Origin of the sequence: Bradyrhizobium mercantei (assembly GCF_001982635.1) — a bacterium.
In the GTDB taxonomy this organism is placed as follows: domain Bacteria; phylum Pseudomonadota; class Alphaproteobacteria; order Rhizobiales; family Xanthobacteraceae; genus Bradyrhizobium; species Bradyrhizobium mercantei.
In genome coordinates this window covers 225,641-244,240 of record NZ_MKFI01000001.1, presented here as the reverse complement: position 1 = coordinate 244,240, position 18,600 = coordinate 225,641, and the positions used below count along the sequence as shown (strand labels likewise).

The 18,600-nt window shown below is 65.6% G+C and carries 18 protein-coding genes; 14 read left to right on the top strand and 4 right to left on the bottom strand.

Features of this window, described 5'->3' with window-relative positions:
- Nucleotides 1-111 precede the first annotated feature (111 nt).
- Together BI327_RS01140 and BI327_RS01135 are read left to right on the top strand one after the other, a co-directional pair.
- Nucleotides 112-342 carry a hypothetical protein gene (locus BI327_RS01140; protein WP_076857902.1) on the top strand — a complete coding sequence of 77 codons (231 nt, stop codon included), beginning with the start codon at nucleotides 112-114 and terminating at the stop codon, nucleotides 340-342.
- 20 nt (nucleotides 343-362) lie between these two features.
- The gene (locus BI327_RS01135; RefSeq protein WP_050422593.1) at nucleotides 363-584 is read left to right on the top strand and encodes a hypothetical protein; all 222 of its coding nucleotides are present in this window, start codon (nucleotides 363-365) and stop codon (nucleotides 582-584) included.
- A 327-nt stretch (nucleotides 585-911) separates the two neighbouring features.
- On the opposite strand, the gene BI327_RS01130 is transcribed toward BI327_RS01135, so the two are convergent.
- On the bottom strand, nucleotides 912-1,112 hold the full coding sequence (locus BI327_RS01130; RefSeq protein ID WP_076857900.1) for a hypothetical protein: 201 nt from the start codon (nucleotides 1,110-1,112) through the stop codon (nucleotides 912-914).
- 561 nt (nucleotides 1,113-1,673) lie between these two features.
- On the opposite strand from BI327_RS01130, the gene BI327_RS01125 reads away from it, so the two are divergent.
- Genes BI327_RS01125 through BI327_RS01115 form a run of 3 tightly spaced genes read left to right on the top strand, consistent with a single transcriptional unit; the run spans nucleotide 1,674 to nucleotide 4,638 of the window.
- On the top strand, nucleotides 1,674-2,642 hold the full coding sequence (locus tag BI327_RS01125) for a Bug family tripartite tricarboxylate transporter substrate binding protein (protein WP_076857898.1): 969 nt from the start codon (nucleotides 1,674-1,676) through the stop codon (nucleotides 2,640-2,642).
- On the top strand, nucleotides 2,639-3,139 hold the full coding sequence (locus BI327_RS01120; protein WP_076857896.1) for a tripartite tricarboxylate transporter TctB family protein: 501 nt from the start codon (nucleotides 2,639-2,641) through the stop codon (nucleotides 3,137-3,139). The genes BI327_RS01125 and BI327_RS01120 overlap by 4 nt, the downstream gene beginning before the upstream one ends.
- A complete protein-coding gene (locus tag BI327_RS01115) occupies nucleotides 3,139-4,638 on the top strand; it encodes a tripartite tricarboxylate transporter permease (protein WP_057020728.1) in 1,500 nt (499 codons plus the stop codon). The genes BI327_RS01120 and BI327_RS01115 overlap by 1 nt, the downstream gene beginning before the upstream one ends.
- Before the next feature lie 15 nt (nucleotides 4,639-4,653).
- Here BI327_RS01115 and plsY read toward each other — a convergent pair whose 3' ends face one another.
- Together plsY and BI327_RS01105 are read right to left on the bottom strand one after the other, a co-directional pair.
- Nucleotides 4,654-5,331, bottom strand: coding sequence for a glycerol-3-phosphate 1-O-acyltransferase PlsY (gene plsY / locus BI327_RS01110; RefSeq protein WP_076857894.1), 678 nt, complete (start codon nucleotides 5,329-5,331; stop codon nucleotides 4,654-4,656).
- Nucleotides 5,332-5,704: 373 nt separating this feature from the next.
- Nucleotides 5,705-7,984 carry a TonB-dependent siderophore receptor gene (locus BI327_RS01105; RefSeq protein WP_076857892.1) on the bottom strand — a complete coding sequence of 760 codons (2,280 nt, stop codon included), beginning with the start codon at nucleotides 7,982-7,984 and terminating at the stop codon, nucleotides 5,705-5,707.
- A gap of 637 nt (nucleotides 7,985-8,621) precedes the next feature.
- On the opposite strand from BI327_RS01105, the gene glyA reads away from it, so the two are divergent.
- The 9 genes from glyA to BI327_RS42575 all read left to right on the top strand — a co-directional run bounded on the left by glyA (nucleotide 8,622) and on the right by BI327_RS42575 (nucleotide 17,506).
- Nucleotides 8,622-9,923, top strand: a complete 1,302-nt coding sequence (glyA, locus tag BI327_RS01100) for a serine hydroxymethyltransferase (protein ID WP_076857890.1) — start codon at nucleotides 8,622-8,624, stop codon at nucleotides 9,921-9,923.
- A gap of 75 nt (nucleotides 9,924-9,998) precedes the next feature.
- Entirely contained in the window at nucleotides 9,999-10,481 is a 483-nt protein-coding gene (nrdR, locus tag BI327_RS01095) for a transcriptional regulator NrdR (RefSeq protein ID WP_016844999.1), read from the top strand.
- A complete protein-coding gene (gene ribD / locus BI327_RS01090) occupies nucleotides 10,478-11,638 on the top strand; it encodes a bifunctional diaminohydroxyphosphoribosylaminopyrimidine deaminase/5-amino-6-(5-phosphoribosylamino)uracil reductase RibD (RefSeq protein ID WP_076857889.1) in 1,161 nt (386 codons plus the stop codon). The genes nrdR and ribD overlap by 4 nt, the downstream gene beginning before the upstream one ends.
- 110 nt (nucleotides 11,639-11,748) lie before the next feature.
- Nucleotides 11,749-12,357, top strand: a complete 609-nt coding sequence (locus BI327_RS01085; RefSeq protein ID WP_076859098.1) for a riboflavin synthase — start codon at nucleotides 11,749-11,751, stop codon at nucleotides 12,355-12,357.
- A gap of 213 nt (nucleotides 12,358-12,570) precedes the next feature.
- The gene (ribH, locus tag BI327_RS01080) at nucleotides 12,571-13,062 is read left to right on the top strand and encodes a 6,7-dimethyl-8-ribityllumazine synthase (protein ID WP_076857887.1); all 492 of its coding nucleotides are present in this window, start codon (nucleotides 12,571-12,573) and stop codon (nucleotides 13,060-13,062) included.
- Between the two features lie 2 nt (nucleotides 13,063-13,064).
- Nucleotides 13,065-13,559, top strand: coding sequence for a transcription antitermination factor NusB (nusB, locus tag BI327_RS01075; protein ID WP_076857886.1), 495 nt, complete (start codon nucleotides 13,065-13,067; stop codon nucleotides 13,557-13,559).
- Nucleotides 13,560-13,670: 111 nt separating this feature from the next.
- Nucleotides 13,671-14,699, top strand: a complete 1,029-nt coding sequence (gene thiL / locus BI327_RS01070; protein WP_394329833.1) for a thiamine-phosphate kinase — start codon at nucleotides 13,671-13,673, stop codon at nucleotides 14,697-14,699.
- A 308-nt stretch (nucleotides 14,700-15,007) separates the two neighbouring features.
- Complete coding sequence (locus BI327_RS01065; protein WP_076857883.1) at nucleotides 15,008-17,128, top strand: sodium-translocating pyrophosphatase; 2,121 nt, start codon at nucleotides 15,008-15,010, stop codon at nucleotides 17,126-17,128.
- A gap of 222 nt (nucleotides 17,129-17,350) precedes the next feature.
- Nucleotides 17,351-17,506: a hypothetical protein gene (locus tag BI327_RS42575; RefSeq protein ID WP_167350400.1), complete on the top strand. Its 156-nt coding sequence runs from the start codon at nucleotides 17,351-17,353 to the stop codon at nucleotides 17,504-17,506.
- 42 nt (nucleotides 17,507-17,548) lie between these two features.
- On the opposite strand, the gene BI327_RS01060 is transcribed toward BI327_RS42575, so the two are convergent.
- Complete coding sequence (locus tag BI327_RS01060; RefSeq protein ID WP_076857882.1) at nucleotides 17,549-18,556, bottom strand: Bug family tripartite tricarboxylate transporter substrate binding protein; 1,008 nt, start codon at nucleotides 18,554-18,556, stop codon at nucleotides 17,549-17,551.
- Between the last annotated feature and the right edge of the window lie 44 nt (nucleotides 18,557-18,600).

Below are 18,600 nucleotides of genomic sequence, written 5' to 3'. Positions count from 1 at the left end.
CGTTTTTCATGCTGCATGAGTTTCATGCTGCACTTGCGAAAATAAATCGGTCCGGCGAGGAACCAAGACGTTCCCAGCGCTTTATTTCGTCTCCCAACGGAGAAGCAGGACATGCTGGTTGAGCGCGAGATCGAGGTGCTGAATGTCGAGGTCGTCGGTGACGCCTACGCGATCGCCTCGAACTATCTGCGCAAATCCGGCGCGATTCCCGACACCTTCGCCACCAATGAGCGCCTGCTCGGCATCATCGTGAAGCTGTTCCAGCGCGGTGAGCTGAACCGGCTCCGCCTCGCCAACAAGGCGATCGCGAAGTTCGAGGCCGAGACGCTGGTGGTCGCCTGAGCGTCAACCCGGAGACTTCAATGGAAGCCGCTATCGATCGGATCATGCAGACGTATGATCTGCTGCTCAATCGCACGTCCGCTGCAAGCGACGAAGCGCGTGCGAAGGTGACAGAGTACGTACAGACGCTGTTCGACGCGGGCGAGCGCGATACCCATCGGTTGACCGTATGCGGGCTGACCTATCTGCGCCAGCTCGACGGCAGCACCGATCACGTGAAGGCCGGGTATACCGGGCTGTAGCGGCCGGCTGTTGCCGTTGCTGTCAAACCGCTTGTTCGGTGTCATCACGCGCGCGAAAGCGGGTGATCCAGTATTCCAGAGACAGCGGTGCTTGAACCGAGAGGCTGCGGCGTACTGGATCGCCCGGTCGAGCCGGGCGATGACAAGGTGTGTGGGACAAGACTCTCCTCCCCACGTCGTCCCTGCGAAAGCAGGGACCCATACTCCGCGGCTTTCGTTGTTACCAAGACTCGTCGTTCCAGCATCGCTTACCAATAGCTATTTGTGGTTATGGGTCCCTGCTTTCGCAGGGACGACGCTGAGTTTTGCTGTCGGGTGACCCGGCTCCTATTCGGGGGGCATCAGCCCCGGCGACGACAGCCATTCGCTCACATGAGCAGCCGTATCGGCCTGCCGGGCCTTCTGCAGGAGCAGGTCCTTCTCGATGCCGGTGGGAAGAGCCCTTGCTTTCTCGCGCAGGCTCTTGGCCTCCGCGATGAGGCGCTCTTCGAGCGAGTGCGCTTGCCTGAAACGACGACGCTTGAACATGCGCTGTCCTTTCCTGCTTGAGGAGGCGGGAGCGCAACTGGCGTTCTCATCACCGATGGATGCCCAAGGCTTTGCGGTGATGCTCAGTTAACTTTTGGGCAGCGGCAGGTGTTCCCGCGGTTCCGTTGGAACCATCTGGAACCGGAAGAGTCGACTTTCAGCTCCCGGCCTTTGCCCCCAAGCCCTCCGGGAGTAGCGATCCCCGGTGCTGCGAAACCTCCGGTACCGGGGGTCGCTGGTTGCGCCCGGCGGAGCTGTGCCCGCTCGACCCGTTCCGCGTCATGGCGGGCGAGGGCGGCGCGACATCGCGGCGCGTTTCAATCGCTCAAATCAATGCAAGCGAAAAGCGACCGCCCAGCTGCGGCGATTTGCAGCACGGAATAGTCGCGCCGTCCGGCTTGCCGAAGGCTGTGGCGAATGGTCGCTAAGGACACGCAGACGCGAGATCGGCGAGCGATTCCTCATGCGATGGGGACCGCGCTTTCCGGCCGGCGATGCGACCATGTGAGCGGATGCAGCGGGCGATCGGCAGGCCGCATCCGAAAATTCAGGAGGAAGCCCATGATCTCGTCCCGCATGCGCCTGTTCGGCGCGGTCGTCGCGTTGTTGCTTGGGGCGAGTGGTCCGGCAGCCGCGCAGCAGCTCGAGCTCAAGCTGATGGCACCCGCGGCGCCCGGCGGCGGCTGGGATCAGACCGCGCGTTCGATGCAGCAGGCGTTGGTGGCCTCAGGTGTCGCGCGCAGCGTCCAGGTCACCAACGTTCCCGGCGCCGGCGGCAGCGTCGGCATCGCGCAGTTCGTCAACAGCGCCAAGGGCGACGGCAACCAGATGATGGTCAACGGCTTCGTCATGGTCGGCGCGCTCGCGATGAACAAGTCGCCGGTGACGCTCGATCAGGTGACGCCGATCGCGCGCCTGACCGAGGAGATCCAGGTCATCGTGGTGCCGGCGAATTCGCCGCTCAAGACGGCGCAGGATCTCGCCGCCGCGGTCAAGGCCGATATCGCCAAGGTGACCTTTGCCGGCGGCTCGGCCGGCGGCGTCGATCACGTGATGGCGGCGCTGTTCGCGGGCACGGTGGGCGCCGACGCCAAGAAGATCAACTACATTCCGTTCTCCGGCGGCGGCGAGTCGCTCGCAGCCATCCTCGGCGGCAAGGTTACCGCCGGCATTTCCGGCCTCAGCGAATACGAAGGCCAGATCAAGGCCGGCAAGCTGCGCGCGCTCGGCGTCACGTCGGCGCAGCGTCTGCCCGGCGTCGACATCCCGACCTTCAAGGAGCAGGGCATCGACCTCGTGCTCGCCAACTGGCGCTCGGTGGTCGCACCACCCGGCATCACGCCCGAGCAGCGCAAGGTGCTGAGCGATGCCGTCGAGAAGATGGTGAAGTCCGATGCCTGGAAGGAGATCTTGAAGCAGAAGGGCTGGGATGACGCCTATCTCGGCGGCGATGCCTTCGCGGATTTCCTGAAGAAGGAAATCGTGCGTGTCACCGACGTGCTGAAGTCCGTCGGCCTCGTGAAGTCATGACGCCGGACACGGCCTCCGAGAATCCGCCGCGCGCGCCGGCGCGGCGGGTCGACCGCGCCGGCGTCGTGATCGCGGCCGCGCTGGCCGTGCTCGCCGCGGTGCTGGTGTGGGACGCGAGCAAGCTGCCGTCCACCACGATGTACGGAATGGGGCCGGAGGCGATGCCGGTCGTCATCGCGATCGGCCTCGTCATTCTGGCGGCCGGCAATCTGATCGATGCGCTGCGCGGCAACCTGCCGCCGCGCGAGAGCATGGACCCGAAACCGGTGTGGCTGATCATCGGCGGGCTTGCGCTCCTGATCGCCATCATCGGCTTCGGCGGCGGCTTCATCCTCGCGACCTCGGCGCTGTTCATCACCACGTCGGCCGCCTTCGGGCGCCGCGCCGTGCTGGCCGACACCGCGATCGCGCTCGTGATCACGACCCTCATTTATCTCGCGTTCGACAAGCTGTTGACGTTGAGCCTTCCCGCCGGCCCGCTGGAGCGACTGCTGTGATGGATACCTTCGCCGCGCTGGCGCATGGCATGGCGGTCGCCATGCAGCCGATGAATTTGCTCTACGCCCTGATCGGCGTGTTCCTCGGCACCGCGGTCGGCGTGCTGCCGGGCATCGGTCCGGCACTGACGGTCGCGCTGCTGCTGCCGGTGACCTACAAGCTCGATCCCGGCGGCTCGCTGATCATGTTCGCCGGCATCTATTATGGCGGCATGTATGGCGGCTCGACCACCGCGATCCTGATCAACACGCCCGGCGAGAGCGCGTCGATGGCGACCGCGCTCGAAGGCAACAAGATGGCCAAGGCCGGCCGCGGCGGTCCCGCGCTGGCGACCTCGGCGATCGGCTCGTTCGTCGCCGGCACCATTGCCACCATCGGCCTCGCATTCCTCGCGCCGTGGCTGGTCGACTTCGCGGTGCGCTTTGGTCCCGAGGACTATTTCGCGCTGATGTGCGTGGCCTTCGTCACGGTGTCGGCGACCTTCGGCGACTCGCCGGTTCGCGGCCTCACCAGCCTGTTCATCGGGCTCACGCTTGGCCTGGTCGGCATCGACAAGCTCACCGGTCAGGCGCGGCTTGCGTTCGGCATCCCTGAATTGCTCGACGGCGTCGAGGTGACGACGCTGGCGGTCGGCCTGTTCGCGGTCGGCGAGGCGCTCTATGTCGCCTCGCGGCGCCATCATGCCGAGGAGAAGCTCGAGCCGGTGCGCGGCTCGCTGTGGATGACGCGGGAGGATTGGCGGCGCTCGTGGAAGCCGTGGCTGCGCGGCACGCTGTTCGGCTTTCCGATCGGGGCGCTGCCGGCCGGCGGCGCCGAGATCCCGACCTTCCTGTCCTATTCGACCGAGCGGCGACTCACAAAACATCCCGAGGAGTTCGGCAAGGGCGCGATCGAGGGCGTCGCGGGGCCGGAAGCCGCCAACAACGCCTCTGCCGCCGGCACGCTGGTGCCGCTGTTGACGCTCGGGCTGCCGACCTCGGCCACCGCGGCGATGATGCTGGCGGGCTTCCAGCAGTATGGCCTGAACCCGGGGCCGCTGCTGTTCGCGGAGCGGCCCGACCTGGTGTGGGGGCTGATCGCGAGCCTGTTCATCGCCAACGGCATGCTGCTGGTGCTCAACCTGCCGCTGGTGGGCTTGTGGGTGCGGCTGCTCGCGATCCCGCAGCCATGGCTCTATGCCGGCATTCTGGTGTTCGCCACCATGGGCACGATCGCGGCCAAGCCGTCGGTCGTCGAATTGTCGATGCTGGCGGCGTTCGGGGTGATGGGCTTCCTGATGCGGCGGTTCGATTTCCCGATCGCGCCCGTGGTGATCGGGCTGATCCTGGGGCCGATCGCCGAAAGCCAGCTGCGCCGGGCGCTGGCGATCAGCCTCGGCGATCCCATGGTGCTGCTGCAAAGCCCGATGTCGGCAACGCTGCTGGGCATCGCGCTGATCGCGTTGCTGGCGCCGTTCGTACTGAAGGGATTGGGACGCTTCAAGGCCAACGAGGATTAGCGCGTGGACGCAGCGCTAGCCTTGCGACGCCGCGCTCGATGCTTGCCCCAGGCGCGGCTCTGTCCCGGCCAGCAGCCGTTGAATGTTCGCGCGGTGGCGCGCGACGACGTAAAGGCTGCCTGTAATGACCAGTAGCCGGTAGGGCAGCGGCTGCTCGAGGCCGCAGACGAGTGCGATCGCCGTGAGCGCCGCCAAGATCGAGCTGAGCGAGACAATCCGGGACATCGCCAGCACGACGCCAAACGCCGCGGCCGCACCCAAACCGACCGGCCAGGACATCGCCAGCAAGACGCCGAGCCCCGTCGCTGCGGATTTGCCGCCCGTGAAATTCAGCCAGATCGAACGGCTGTGCCCCAACAACACGGCAAGTCCGGCCAGGCAGACAGCCCAGGGCAGCCAGGTTTGCAGGTCAAGCGCTGCCGGTGGCGCGACCGACGGCAATGCAAGGAGCCAGGGATAGAACCAGCGGGCAAATGCGATCGCCGCCACGCCTTTCAGCACATCGACCAGCAGGACAACCAACGCAGGCCATTTCCCGAGGGTCCGCAACACGTTCGTTGCCCCGGTGGATTTGGAACCATGCTCGCGGATGTCGATGCCTCTGAGCAGCTTGCCTGCCAGATAGCCGGCGGGCGTGGCGCCGAAGAGATATGCGATTGCCAAACCAACGATGCCCGCTATCCAGAAAATCATCCGTCTGCCCTCGATGCGCCAATGTCGGGCAATCATCGGTTCGAGTCTACCGCTCAGACGGGTTGATGTTCGCGCAGGGAACGGGCAGGGCGATCGATGCGGCGCCGCAGTATCGATGCTGAGAAAGCTGAAACCGGCGCGTGCAGTCGCCGCGCGATGCCTCTGACCCCTTGGGCGGCCGCGGGAACCCTCGGCACGTAAAAGGCCCGCTCCGGGGCTCGCATTTCGGAGCGGGCCAGTCTGGGCACGGCAAATATCGCCGCGGCAGAAACCTAGCGCGACATGCTGACACCACCCTGACGACGGTCAAAAAGAGAGGCGGCCGATGCCGCCTCTCTGTCGCAACGGTATTTTTGTGAACGGAACCGGCAGCTCACCATTTGTAGGCGAGGCTCGCCGTGATGCGGCGGCGATCGCCGTAGTAGCAGGAACTGATGGTCGCGCAGCTCGCGACGTAGATCTTGTCGGTGACGTTCACGACATTGAGCGCCGCGCGCCAGTGATTGTCCCATTCGTAGTGCAGGGCGAGATCGCCCAGCACGAAGGAGGGGACGGGCGCGGTGTTCGCCTGGTCCGCAAAGGACGCACCGACATAGCGCACGCCGCCGCCGAGGCCGAAGCCGGCGAGCGGGCCTTCGCGGAACGTATAGTCGGTCCAGATCGAGGCCATTTCCCGCGGTGTGTTGGTCGGAACGGTGCCGACCAGCGCGGGATTGAGGTCCTTGCTGACGAACAGCTCGTAATTCGTGTAGCTCGCGACCAGCTTGAAGTCGCGCGTGATGTTCGCGACCGCCTCGAGCTCGACGCCGCGCGAGGTGACCTCGCCATTCTGGGTCTGGAACAGCGGGTTGTTCGGATCGGTGGTCAGCGCATTCTTCCGCTTCAGGTCGAAATACGCGACGCTGAATCGTGCGTTGAGCCCGACCGGCTCGTATTTGACGCCAACCTCGCTTTGCTCGGAGGTCTCGGGCAGCAGCAATTGCCCGGCCGCATTGAGGCCGATGACCGGGTTATAGCCGGTCATGTAGGAGACGTAGGGCGCGACGCCATTGTCGAAATTGTAGATCGCGCCGACGCGGCCGGAGAACTTGCTGTCCTGCCGGCTCTGGTCGGCGCCGATCCGGTTCTGGTTGTCGAGGTCGACCCAATCCTGGCGGCCGGACAGCACGACCGTCAGCCGGTCGAGCTTGACCTGATCCTGCAGATAGAGCCCGGCCATTGCCTGCGTGAGATAGGCGTTCTGATACAGCGCGCCGCTGTAGGGCGCGTTGACGCCGTAGACCGGATTGAACACGTTGAAATTCGTGCCCATCCCAAAACCCTGCCGGTCGTCGATGCCGTAATGCTTGAGGTCGACGCCGACCAGTGCGGTGTGCTGCAGCGCCCCGGTCGCGAAGCGATATTCGAGCTGGTTGTCGAGGTTGAACTGATTGGCGACGCCGCGGGCGTAGAAATTGCCGCGCGTGATGTCGCCGGCGGCCGGCGTCGTCGCCCAGCCCAGCCCGTAGAGGCCGGTATAGTAGACGTCGACATGTCCGAAACGCGCGTTCTGGCGGAAGTCCACACTGTCCGTGAGGTTCTTCTCGAGCTGGTAGCCGAGCGTCTCCTGCTCGCGGCGGAACTGGTCGGCGCTGGGGTCGCCGATGAACAGGCTGGTGGGAATGCGCCCGAACGGCGCGTTGGTGACGGTGCCGACATAGGGCAGGAAGTTCTCCGCCCGCGTGTTGTTGTGCGCGGCCGTGGCGTAGACGGTGAGCTTGGTATCGACGTCAGGCCGGAAGGTGACCGACGGCGCGAAGAAGAAATTGTTGTCGTAGGTGTAGTCGGTCTGGGTGCCGCCGCCTTGCACCTGGCCGACCATCCGGTACAGCACCTGGCCGTTGCCGGACTGCGGGACCGCGCCGCCGATGTCGAACGCGGTGTAGGCGTTGCCGAAATTGTTGACGCCAGCCTCGATATAGCGAATGGGCTCGGCCTGCGGCAGCTTGCTCACCGCGTTGACGAGACCGCCGGGCGCCGAGCCGCCATACAGGATGCCGGAGGGACCGCGCAACACCTCGACGCGCTCGAGGTTGAACGGTTGCAGCTTCCAGCTCGCATAGGAGGTGTAGAACAGCTGCAGGCCATCGAGGAACAGCGACTCGTTCTGTGCCGGGAAGCCGCGGATCAGGAACCAGTCGTTGCGGAAATCGGAACCATAGGTGCCGCCGATCACGCCTGGCGTGTAGCGCAGCACCTCGTCGAACTTGCTGACGATCTTCTGGTCGCGGATCTGCTCGGCCCCAATGACCGTCACTGATTGCGGGGTCTGGATGATCGGCGTGCTGGTCTTGGTGCCGCTCGAACTCTGCCGCGCCAGATAGCCGGTGACCGGGCCGTTGGCGCGCTCGTGTCCGCCGCCTGCGCCTGCGGCCTGCTGTGCGGCCTGCGGCTGTGCGCTCACCGGGGCGGTCGTCGCGCGGCGTGCGGCGCTGCGTGCGCGCGTGGTGCGTTGCGCGGGCTGCTGCGATCGCGCCGCTTGCCGTTGCGATGGCGCATCGACCGTCACGGAAGGCAATTGCGTCTGCGCGAAGACATCGTCAGCGCCAGCAACCGAAAGAGCCACCAAGGCCGAAGCAGCAAGCCGCTGCGGCCGAATCCATCCGTCCGTCATTCAACGCCCCCAAGGAGAAGTTTTCCTCGGCGTCGTTATCACGGTGATGTTCGTTGACAGCCCGCGCGCAGTTAGAAGCTATCGAAGCGGTACGCTAAGTGCGCATGTGTGATCGACAGACAACGGAGTAGGCCGCGTTGTTGCACGCATCGCGTGAGAGCTTTGAATCGATCCAGTGTTGAACGATTCAAGAGTTGAACGATTCAAAATTCGCCTCGCATGTCTCATCGTCTCGTGACCCGATACATCACGATCGAACGGGTGATGTTCGAGAGCGTCGCGAGTTGCGCAGTTCTGTTCTTGCGAAGTACGAGGGAGACCGGCGCGGCGGTTACCAGTCCGCACGTGCGCGATCGAGAAGGGGCAGCGTCGTTGCGATTGATGGCCGCCGTAGCCGGGCCGCGCCGGACGGCTGGAACCCGGGCCAGGGGCGGCTGGAATCGGGGCGGCGGCGCGGGTGCGCGGCCGGCTGGCAATCCCCGCCATCCCCACCATATCTGGCATAATTGACCGCCGAGGACCGCAACCGCTTGGCCATTTTGGGGCGATGTGGTAACGCTCTGAAACCAGCTTCGACCGCCACTCGTGACCGTCCGCATCCTGCCTAAGGGCTTGCGGCGGTGGAGATATTTCGCCGATGACCTCATCCTCCAAGACCGCTTCCGCGCCCGATTCCTTCTTCACGGCTGGTCTCGCCGAGGCCGATCCCGAGATCGCCGCCGCGATCAAGGGCGAGCTCGGCCGGCAGCGCCATGAGATCGAGCTGATCGCCTCGGAAAACATCGTCAGCCGCGCCGTGCTGGAGGCGCAGGGCTCGGTGATGACCAACAAATACGCGGAAGGTTATCCGGGCGCGCGCTACTACGGCGGTTGCGAGTGGGTCGACGTCGCCGAGAACCTCGCGATCGACCGTGCCAAGAAGCTGTTCGGCGCCGGCTTCGCCAACGTCCAGCCGAACTCCGGCAGCCAGATGAACCAGGCGGTGTTCCTGGCGCTGCTGCAGCCCGGCGACACCTTCATGGGTCTTGATCTCGCCGCCGGCGGCCATCTCACCCACGGCTCGCCGGTCAACATGTCCGGCAAGTGGTTCAAGGCCGCGCACTACACCGTGCGCCGCGAGGACCAGATCATCGACATGGACGAGGTCGAGAGGCAGGCCCAACAGGTCAAGCCGAAGCTGATCATCGCCGGCGGCTCGGCCTATTCGCGCGCCTGGGACTTCAAGCGCTTCCGCGAGATCGCGGACTCGGTCGGTGCGTATCTCCTCGTCGACATGGCGCATTTCGCGGGCCTCGTCGCCGGCGGCGTGCATGCCTCGCCGGTGCCGCACGCCCACGTCACCACCACGACGACGCACAAGTCGCTGCGCGGTCCGCGCGGCGGCCTGATCCTCACCAATGACGAGACGCTGGCCAAGAAGCTGAACTCGGCGATCTTCCCCGGCCTGCAAGGCGGCCCGCTGATGCATGTGATCGCCGCCAAGGCAGTGGCGTTCGCCGAGGCGCTGCGGCCCGACTTCAAGGTCTACGCCAAGAACGTAGTCGAGAACGCCAAGGCGCTGGCCGAGACGCTGCGCAGCCACGGCCTCGACATCGTCTCCGGCGGCACCGACAACCATCTGATGCTGGTCGACCTCAGGCCGAAGGGCCTCAAGGGCAACATCTCCGAGAAGGCGCTGGTGCGCGCCGCCATCACCTGCAACAAGAACGGCATCCCGTTCGATCCCGAGAAGCCGTTCGTCACCTCGGGTCTTCGCCTGGGTACGCCGGCCGCGACCACGCGCGGTTTCGGCGTCGCCGAGTTCAAGCAGGTCGGCGGCATGATCGCCGAAGTGCTGAATGCGCTGGCGCAGTCGCCAGACGGCAAGGCGCCGCTGGTCGAGGCCGCGATCAAGGAGCGCGTCAAGGCGCTGACCGATCGCTTCCCGATCTATCAGTAAGAAAAGGGGCGCATGATCCGGAAAAGTGGGTACCGGTTTCCCGAATAGATCATGCGCAAATAAAGGTCCCGTCGGATGCGCTGCCCGAGCTGCAATTCTCTCGATACGCAGGTCAAGGACTCGCGTCCGACCGAGGACTCCGCGGTCATTCGCAGGCGGCGCGTGTGCATGGCCTGCAACTTCCGCTTCACCACCTTCGAGCGGGTGCAGCTGCGCGAGCTGACCGTGATCAAGCGCAACGGCCGTCGCGTGCCGTTCGACCGCGACAAGCTGGTGCGCTCGCTGCAGATTTCCCTGCGCAAGCGCCCGGTGGAGTCCGAGCGGGTGGAGAAGATGGTGTCGACCATCGTCCGCGAGCTCGAAAGCGGCGGTGAGGCGGAGGTCTCCTCGGAGGCGATCGGCGAGATCGTGATGGAGCATCTGCGCCAGCTCGACGACGTCGCCTATGTGCGCTTCGCCTCCGTCTATCGCAATTTCCGCGAGGCCAAGGATTTCGAGGCCGTGCTCGACGAGTTGACCGGCGAAGAGGATCCGCGGCTCGCAACGTTGCGAAAATGATCTTTCGCATTCTCGAAGACCAGTTCGCGCAAAAAGCCAAAGAGGCCAAGGAAACTGCCAAGGCCGCCGATCTGCGCTTCATGCAGCTCGCGCTCGCACTCGGCCGCCGTGGCCTCGGGCGCACCTGGCCCAATCCGGCGGTCGGCGCCGTCATCGTCAAGGACGGCGTGGTCGTCGGTCGTGGCTGGACCCAGCCGGGCGGCCGCCCGCATGCCGAGGTCGAAGCGCTCCGGCGCGCCGGCGACGCCGCGCGCGGCGCCACGCTCTACGTCACGCTCGAACCCTGCTCGCATTTCGGCCGCTCGCCGCCTTGCGCGGACGCCGTCGTCGCGGCCGGGCTTGCCCGCGTGGTTTCGGCGATCGAGGATCCCAATCCGGAGGTCGGCGGGAAGGGGCACGCGAAACTGCGCGCTGCCGGCATCGCGGTCGATGTCGGGCTGTGCCAGGCGGAGGCCGCGCGCGACCATGCCGGACACTTCCGTCGCATCACGGACAAGCGCCCGCATGTGATCCTCAAGCTCGCGGTGTCGGCCGACGACAAGATCGCCGCGCACGGTCACAAGCCGGTTGCGATCACTGGCGAGGCCGCACGGACCCGCGTGCATCTGTTGCGTGCGCAGAGCGATGCGATCCTGGTCGGCATCGGCACGGTGAAGGCCGACGATCCGCTCTTGACCTGCCGGCTACCCGGCATGGCGGCGCGCTCGCCGGTGCGTGTGGTGCTGGATCGCGCGCTGCGGATCTCGGGCGACAGCCGCCTGGTGCATTCGGCGCGCGAGACGCCGCTCTGGGTGATGACCTCTGACATGGCGGAGGCGCCTGCCGCGGTGAAGCTCGGCGCCGCCGGCGCGCACGTGATCCGCGTTGCCGCCAGTGCGCCGGAGGGGCTTGATCTGCCCGCAATCCTGCATGCGCTGGCGGAGAAGGGGATCACACGGCTTTTGGTCGAGGGCGGCGCGCGCGTGGCAAATTCTTTCCTGGCGGCCGGCCTGGTCGATGAGATCTGGCTGCTGCGCGGGCCTGAGGCGGTCGGCGCCGACGGCGTTCCCGCGCTGGACGCAATGCCGCTCGACGCAATCACGCAGTCGCCGGCCTTTCGCCTTCGTGCTAGCGAAACTTTGGGCAGTGATATTCTGACCATCTACGATCGTTCGTAGGCCGTCATGGCCGGGCTTGTCCCGGCCATCCACGACTTGCCTGGTCGCGTGTGGTCAAGACGTGGATGCCCGGGACAAGCCCGGGCATGACGAAGAGCAAGAGGTTTGTCGTGTTTACCGGAATTGTCACCGATATCGGCGAGATCGTAAGCCTGAAGCCCGTCGCGCAGGGGCAGCTGCACCGGCTGCGGATTGCCTGCGACTACGACCAGACCACGATCGCCGACGGCGCCTCGATCGCCTGCAACGGCGTCTGCCTCACCGTGGTCGCCTCCGGCACTGCCGACGGCAAGACCTGGTTCGATGTCGACGCCGCGGCCGAGACGCTCGGCATGACCACCGCCAAGCACTGGGCGCAGGGCGGCCGGCTCAACCTCGAGCGCGCGCTCAAGATCGGCGATGAACTCGGGGGTCACATCGTGGCCGGGCATGCCGACGGGATCGCGAGCATCGTCAAGCGCGACGATCTGCCCGACATGGCGCGCTTCGAGCTTAGAACCACCCGCGAACTGGCGCGCTTCATTGCGGCGAAGGGCTCGATCACGCTGGACGGCGTGTCGCTGACCGTGAATACGGTCGACGACGTGACGTTTTCGGTGCTGATCATCCCGCACACGCTCAGCGTGACGACCCTGAGCGGCTGGAAGGCCGGCAGCGAGGTCAATATCGAGGTCGATCTGATGGCCCGCTACGCGGCGCGGCTGTCGGAGATGAAATAGCCTCGATCCGGGATTGCGGCCGAGACGGACATCCTTATGTGCCAATTCGGCCCGGGCGACTTCCGGCCGGATGTCCCATGCATTGCTGACGAAGCCGACCTGAAAAATCGGGCCGATCGCGGTGACATCCAGGCCAGTATTGCCCTTGGCTTTGCCGCCTGCTGCGCCTAAAACGCTGCACAAATCCTCCCCAAGTTCCGATTGGTTATTGCAATGGCTGACGCGCGGCGCGCACCCCTGAAGGACCAGACCGACATATCAGGCGCACGCGTGCTGATCGTCGAGGCCCGGTTTTATGACGACATCCAGGACGCGCTGCTGGAAGGCGCGCTCGCCGAGCTGAAGGCGGCCGGCGCCAGCCACGACGTGATCACGGTGCCGGGCGCGCTGGAGATCCCGGCGGCGATCGCGATTGCGATCGATGCCGCTGAAACGAACGGCAGGCCGTATGACGCGGCGATCGCGCTCGGCTGCGTGGTGCGCGGCGACACCATCCATTTCGAGATCGTCTCGCAGGAATCCTCGCGCGGACTGATGGATCTGGCCGTGAGCCGGAAATTCCCGCTCGGCAATGGTATCCTCACGGTCAACACCGAGGCGCAGGCCTGGGCGCGGGCGCGCGCCAGCGAGTTGAACAAGGGCGGCGACGCGGCGCGTGCGGCGATCGCGATGCTGCGGATCAAACGCCGCCTGGCAAAGGCCTGACGATGGCTGACAACAACAAACCCGGCAAACAAGCTGACAGGAAAGCCAACCGGCGCGGCGCAGCACGGCTCGCCGCCGTGCAGGCGCTCTACCAGATGGATATCGGCGGCGCCGGGATCAACGACATCTTCGCCGAGTTCGAGAGCCACTGGCTCGGCAACGAGGTCGAGGGCGAGAAATATCTGCCGGCGGAAGCCGCGTTCTTCCGCGACGTGGTCTCCGGCGTGGTGCGCGATCAGGCCAGGCTCGATCCCTTGATCGACGAGGCGCTGTCGAAGGGCTGGCCGCTGAAGCGGATCGACGCGATTTTGCGCGCGGTATTGCGGGCGGGCTCCTATGAGCTGGAGCACCGCAAGGACGTGCCGGGCCGCGTGGTGGTGTCCGAATATGTCGACGTCGCGCATGCCTTCGTCGAGAAGGACGAGACCGGCATGGTCAATGCCGTGCTCGACCAGATCGCGCGCCAGTTCCGCGGCGACGAGTTTGTGCGGAACTGAACCACGTATTCCGCCGTCATCACCCGCGAAAGCGGGTGATCCAGTACGCCGCGGCGGTTATTGGCAACAACAGCTGCCGCGGCGTACTGGATCGCCCGGTCAAGCCGGGCGATGACAGCTGAGGGGAAGGCGCGCGAGATGGCAGAGCGTCACGACGGCCCCTCCGGCGAAGACTCCCTGATCGCGCGCTATTTCAAGCCGCTCGCGACCGATCCGGGCGCGTTCGGTCTCGACGACGACGCCGCCGCGCTGCGGGCCGCCGGCGAGGACATCGTGGTCACCACGGACGCCATCGTCGAGGGCGTGCACTTCCTCCCTGATGATCCGCCCGACACGCTGGCGCGCAAGGCGCTGCGGGTGAACCTCTCCGACATCGCGGCCAAGGGGGCGGAGCCGGCGGGCTTCGTGCTGACGCTGGCGCTGCGTCGCGCCGAAGAGGCCTGGCTGAAGCCGTTTGCCCAGGCGCTCGGCGAGGACGCCGGCCATTACGGCTGCCCGCTGCTCGGCGGTGACACGGTCTCGACGCCGGGACCGCTGATGGTCTCGATCACCGCATTCGGCCGGGTGCCGCAGGGCAAGATGGTGCATCGCGCCGGGGCAAAGGCGGGCGACCGCGTGTTTGTCACCGGCACCATCGGAGATGCTGCGCTCGGCCTCGACGTGCTCCGCGGTGGTCCGGTCGCGGCTGATCTGGCGGTCGATGTCGTCGGCCGGGATTTTCTGGCAGCCCGCTACCGTGTTCCGCAGCCGCGCAACGCACTTGCCAAGGCCGTCCGCGCCCACGCCAGTGCGGCGATGGATGTGTCCGACGGTCTCGCCGGCGATCTGGCCAAGCTTTGCGTGGCCAGCGGCGTGGCGGCCGTGATCAACGTGCCGAGTATCCCATTATCGTCGGCGGCCGCGGGGCTGCTCGCGCGCAAGGCGATCGATATCGAGACCGTGGTGGCCGGCGGCGATGACTATGAGCTCTTGTGCGCGGTCCCGAGCGATCATGTCGACGCCTTCCTGCGGGAGGCACGGCAGGCCAGGGTCGCGGTGACCGCGATCGGCGGCCTGATCGCAGGCGTGTCGCCGCCAAGCTTCCTCGACGGACAGGGCCGGGAACTGGCGCTGAAGCGGCTGTCCTACAGCCACTTCTAGAGCGTTTTCGAGCGAGGCCGGCACCGCTTCGCATGCAGAAATCGCGTCAATACAAGAATCTAAAGCCTCGTCCCGACTAGATCGGAACGGAAGGCTCTCGAAGTACCGCGCCGATTCTCCTTCTAAATAGCTGCCGATATCGGCTTTTTCGGCCACAGGTGGCGTTGCACAGCGGTAACGATTTTGGCAAGGTCGCGCCCGATTTGAGGCAACCCGTTTTTGGGGAGGGGTGTCCTCGAAAAATAAGCGCCTGCCGCCCCCTAGCGGCACAAAGAGGCGCGGGGGTTACATCAAGGATCTGAGGCAACATGACAGCTTTATGGTTGATTGTGCTCTGCGGGGCGCTTTCCATCGTCTACGCGATCTGGGCGACCCAGTCGGTCTTGAACGCGGATGCGGGCAATGCCCGCATGCAGGAAATCGCGGCTGCGGTGCGCGAGGGCGCACAAGCCTATCTGCGGCGGCAGTACACCACGATCGGCATGGTCGGTATCGTGATCTTCGTGGTGCTGGCCTACTTCCTAGGCTTGCCGGTGGCGATCGGCTTTGCGATCGGCGCCATCCTGTCGGGTGCGGCCGGCTTCATCGGCATGAACGTCTCGGTGCGCGCCAACGTCCGCACCGCACAGGCAGCGACCACCTCGCTCGCCGGCGGCCTCGAGCTTGCCTTCAAGGCGGGGGCGATCACCGGTATGCTGGTTGCGGGCCTCGCGCTGCTCGGCGTCACCATCTATTTCATGGTGCTGGTCAAGTTCATGGGGCTCGAAGCCGGCAGCCGCACCGTGGTCGACGCCATGGTGGCGCTCGGCTTCGGCGCCTCGCTGATCTCGATCTTCGCGCGTCTCGGCGGCGGCATCTTCACCAAGGGTGCTGACGTCGGCGGCGATCTCGTCGGCAAGGTCGAGGCCGGCATCCCCGAAGACGATCCGCGCAACCCGGCGACCATCGCCGACAATGTCGGCGACAATGTCGGCGACTGCGCCGGCATGGCGGCCGACCTGTTCGAGACCTATGCGGTGACCGCGGTCGCCACCATGGTGCTCGCGGCGATCTTCTTCGCCAAGACCTCGATCCTGGTGAACATGATGACGCTGCCGCTCGCGATCGGCGGCATCTGCATCATCACCTCGATCATCGGCACTTTCTTCGTCAAGCTCGGCGCCAGCCAGTCGATCATGGGTGCGCTGTACAAGGGCCTGATCGCCACCGGCATCCTGTCGCTGGTCGGCGTCGCGGCCGTGATCAACTGGTTGATCGGCTTCGGCAAGCTCGAAGGCGTCGACTACACCGGCATGGCGCTGTTCGAGTGCGGCGTGGTCGGCCTCGTCGTCACCGGCCTGATCATCTGGATCACCGAGTACTACACCGGCACCGATTATCGCCCGGTGAAGTCGATCGCGGCGGCCTCCGTCACCGGTCACGGCACCAACGTGATCCAGGGCCTTGCGGTCTCGATGGAAGCGACCGCGCTGCCCGCGATCGTGATCATCGCCGGCATCCTGGTCACCTACAGCCTGGCCGGCCTGTTCGGCATCGCGATCGCGACTGCCACCATGCTGGCGCTGGCCGGCATGATCGTCGCGCTCGACGCCTTCGGCCCGGTCACCGACAACGCCGGCGGCATCGCCGAAATGGCGGGGCTGCCGAAGGAGGTGCGCAAGTCGACCGACGCGCTCGACGCGGTCGGCAACACCACCAAGGCGGTGACCAAGGGCTACGCGATCGGCTCAGCCGGTCTCGGCGCGCTGGTGCTGTTTGCGGCCTATAATCAGGACCTCAAATTCTTCATCAGCGACGCCAACGCCCATGCCTACTTCAAGGGCGTCAACCCGGACTTCTCCCTGAACAATCCTTACGTCGTGGTCGGCCTGCTGTTCGGCGGCCTGCTGCCGTATCTGTTCGGTGCGATGGGCATGACCGCGGTCGGCCGTGCAGCGGGCGCGATCGTCGAGGAGGTGCGTCGTCAGTTCCGCGAGAAGCCCGGCATCATGCAGGGCACCGACAAGCCGGACTACGGCAAGGCGGTCGACCTGCTGACGCGGGCGGCGATCAAGGAAATGATCATCCCCTCGCTGCTGCCGGTGCTGTCGCCGATCGTGGTCTACTTCCTGATCTACTTCATCGCGGGCGGCGGTGCGGTCGGCAAGTCGGCGGCGTTCTCCGCAGTCGGCGCCATGCTGCTCGGCGTCATCGTCACTGGCCTGTTCGTCGCGATCTCGATGACCTCGGGCGGCGGGGCGTGGGACAACGCCAAAAAGTACATCGAGGACGGCCATTATGGCGGCAAGGGCTCTGACGCCCACAAGTCCGCGGTGACCGGAGACACCGTCGGCGATCCCTACAAGGACACGGCGGGCCCGGCGGTGAACCCGATGATCAAGATCACCAACATCGTGGCGCTGCTGCTGTTGGCGATCCTGGCGCACTGAGCCGCGCGATAGGACTGAAACGAAACCCCCGCGGTGAGCGCCGCGGGGGTTTTGCTTTAGGGGGCGCGAAATATCGCAACGTCATTGCGAGCGGAGCGAAGCAATCCACCTCTCCACAAGCGGAGACATGGATTGCTTCGTCGCTGTCGCTCCTCGCAATGACGGTGGGCGCGCCGACGATATGCGACTAGAACCAGACGCGAACAACACGGAGATCAATCGATGTCGCTCTCATCCGCACGCAACTATGCGCTCCGCGCCTCCAAGTCGCAGGACCAGAAGGAGGCCATCGAGCTACTCTCGAAGGCGATCATGGAGCTGGCGATGTCGATTGAGGCAACCGACGCCAAGGTCAAGAAGATCAACAAGTCGTCGTAGCGTTGGTCGCAGCGCGCCGCAGATCGATTGTGACGACGGCCGTCACTTGACCTCCATCTGCAAGCCTTCCTTCTCGATGATGGCGGCGAACTTCTTCGTCTCGGCATCGACGAATTCGGAGAATTGCTGCGGCGTGCCGTAGTCGGCGCGCGCGCCCATGCCACTGATGTTCTTCCTGACGTCGTCGCGCTCCAGCATCGCCTTGATCTGGCGGTTCAGCTCGTCGACCACGGGCGCGGGCGCGGTCTTCGGCAGGAACACGCCGAACCAGGAGGCGACGTCGAACTTGGCGAGCTCCGGCGCGCCTTCGCGCATGGTCGGGAGGTTGGGCGCGAAGTCACTGCGGTCGGTCGTGGTGACGCAGAGCCCGTTCAGCTTGCCGTCCTGCACCTGCGGCAGCGACGGATAGAGATTGTCGAACAGGATCTGGATGTCACCGGCGAGCCCGGCCTGCAGTGCAGGGCCGGCACCGCGGAACGGCACATGCGTCATCTTCAGTCCGGTGAGTTGCAGGAACCAGGCGCCGGTGAGGTGAGGGCTCTGTCCGGTGCCGGACGAGCCGTAGGTCAGCTTGTCGGGGTTCTTCTTCAGATAGGCGATCAATTCGGGGATCGACTTGATGCCGGTCGATGGATGCGCCGAGACGATGTTCGGGATCCGGATCATGTTGGAGACCGCCTGCAACTGGTCGGCCTTGTAGGTCAGGTTGCGGAAGATGCTGTAGGCGATCGCGTTGGGGCCGGGATTGCCGATCAGGATGGTGTGGCCGTCGCCCTTGGCGCGTGTGACCTCAGCCGTGCCGATGGTGCCGCCGGCGCCGGAGCGATTCTCCACCACCACCGACTGGCCCCAGAGCGGCTGCAAATGTGCCGCCAGCAGCCGCCCCATGACGTCTGTCGATCCGCCGGCCGCCGCCGGCACGATGATCCGCACCGTCTCGGTCGGCCGCCAGTCGCCGGCCCCTAAGCTGGCGCGCGGCAGGATCGACGCAGCCGCCAATGCGGCTGTGCCCGACAATACCGTACGACGGGAAAATCTCTTGGCTCTCACGCGCTTACCCCCTGCTCAGGCTCTTGTTTGCGAGCGAGCCTAGG

Coding starts and splice junctions, on each gene's coding strand:
- BI327_RS01140 (WP_076857902.1), top strand. CDS start 112: ATGCTGGTTGAGCGCGAGATCGAGGTGCTGAATGTCGAGGTCGTCGGT.
- BI327_RS01135 (WP_050422593.1), top strand. CDS start 363: ATGGAAGCCGCTATCGATCGGATCATGCAGACGTATGATCTGCTGCTC.
- BI327_RS01130 (WP_076857900.1), bottom strand. CDS start 1,112: ATGTTCAAGCGTCGTCGTTTCAGGCAAGCGCACTCGCTCGAAGAGCGC.
- BI327_RS01125 (WP_076857898.1), top strand. CDS start 1,674: ATGATCTCGTCCCGCATGCGCCTGTTCGGCGCGGTCGTCGCGTTGTTG.
- BI327_RS01120 (WP_076857896.1), top strand. CDS start 2,639: ATGACGCCGGACACGGCCTCCGAGAATCCGCCGCGCGCGCCGGCGCGG.
- BI327_RS01115 (WP_057020728.1), top strand. CDS start 3,139: ATGGATACCTTCGCCGCGCTGGCGCATGGCATGGCGGTCGCCATGCAG.
- plsY (WP_076857894.1), bottom strand. CDS start 5,331: ATGATTTTCTGGATAGCGGGCATCGTTGGTTTGGCAATCGCATATCTC.
- BI327_RS01105 (WP_076857892.1), bottom strand. CDS start 7,984: ATGACGGACGGATGGATTCGGCCGCAGCGGCTTGCTGCTTCGGCCTTG.
- glyA (WP_076857890.1), top strand. CDS start 8,622: ATGACCTCATCCTCCAAGACCGCTTCCGCGCCCGATTCCTTCTTCACG.
- nrdR (WP_016844999.1), top strand. CDS start 9,999: ATGCGCTGCCCGAGCTGCAATTCTCTCGATACGCAGGTCAAGGACTCG.
- ribD (WP_076857889.1), top strand. CDS start 10,478: ATGATCTTTCGCATTCTCGAAGACCAGTTCGCGCAAAAAGCCAAAGAG.
- ribH (WP_076857887.1), top strand. CDS start 12,571: ATGGCTGACGCGCGGCGCGCACCCCTGAAGGACCAGACCGACATATCA.
- nusB (WP_076857886.1), top strand. CDS start 13,065: ATGGCTGACAACAACAAACCCGGCAAACAAGCTGACAGGAAAGCCAAC.
- thiL (WP_394329833.1), top strand. CDS start 13,671: ATGACAGCTGAGGGGAAGGCGCGCGAGATGGCAGAGCGTCACGACGGC.
- BI327_RS01065 (WP_076857883.1), top strand. CDS start 15,008: ATGACAGCTTTATGGTTGATTGTGCTCTGCGGGGCGCTTTCCATCGTC.
- BI327_RS42575 (WP_167350400.1), top strand. CDS start 17,351: ATGTCGCTCTCATCCGCACGCAACTATGCGCTCCGCGCCTCCAAGTCG.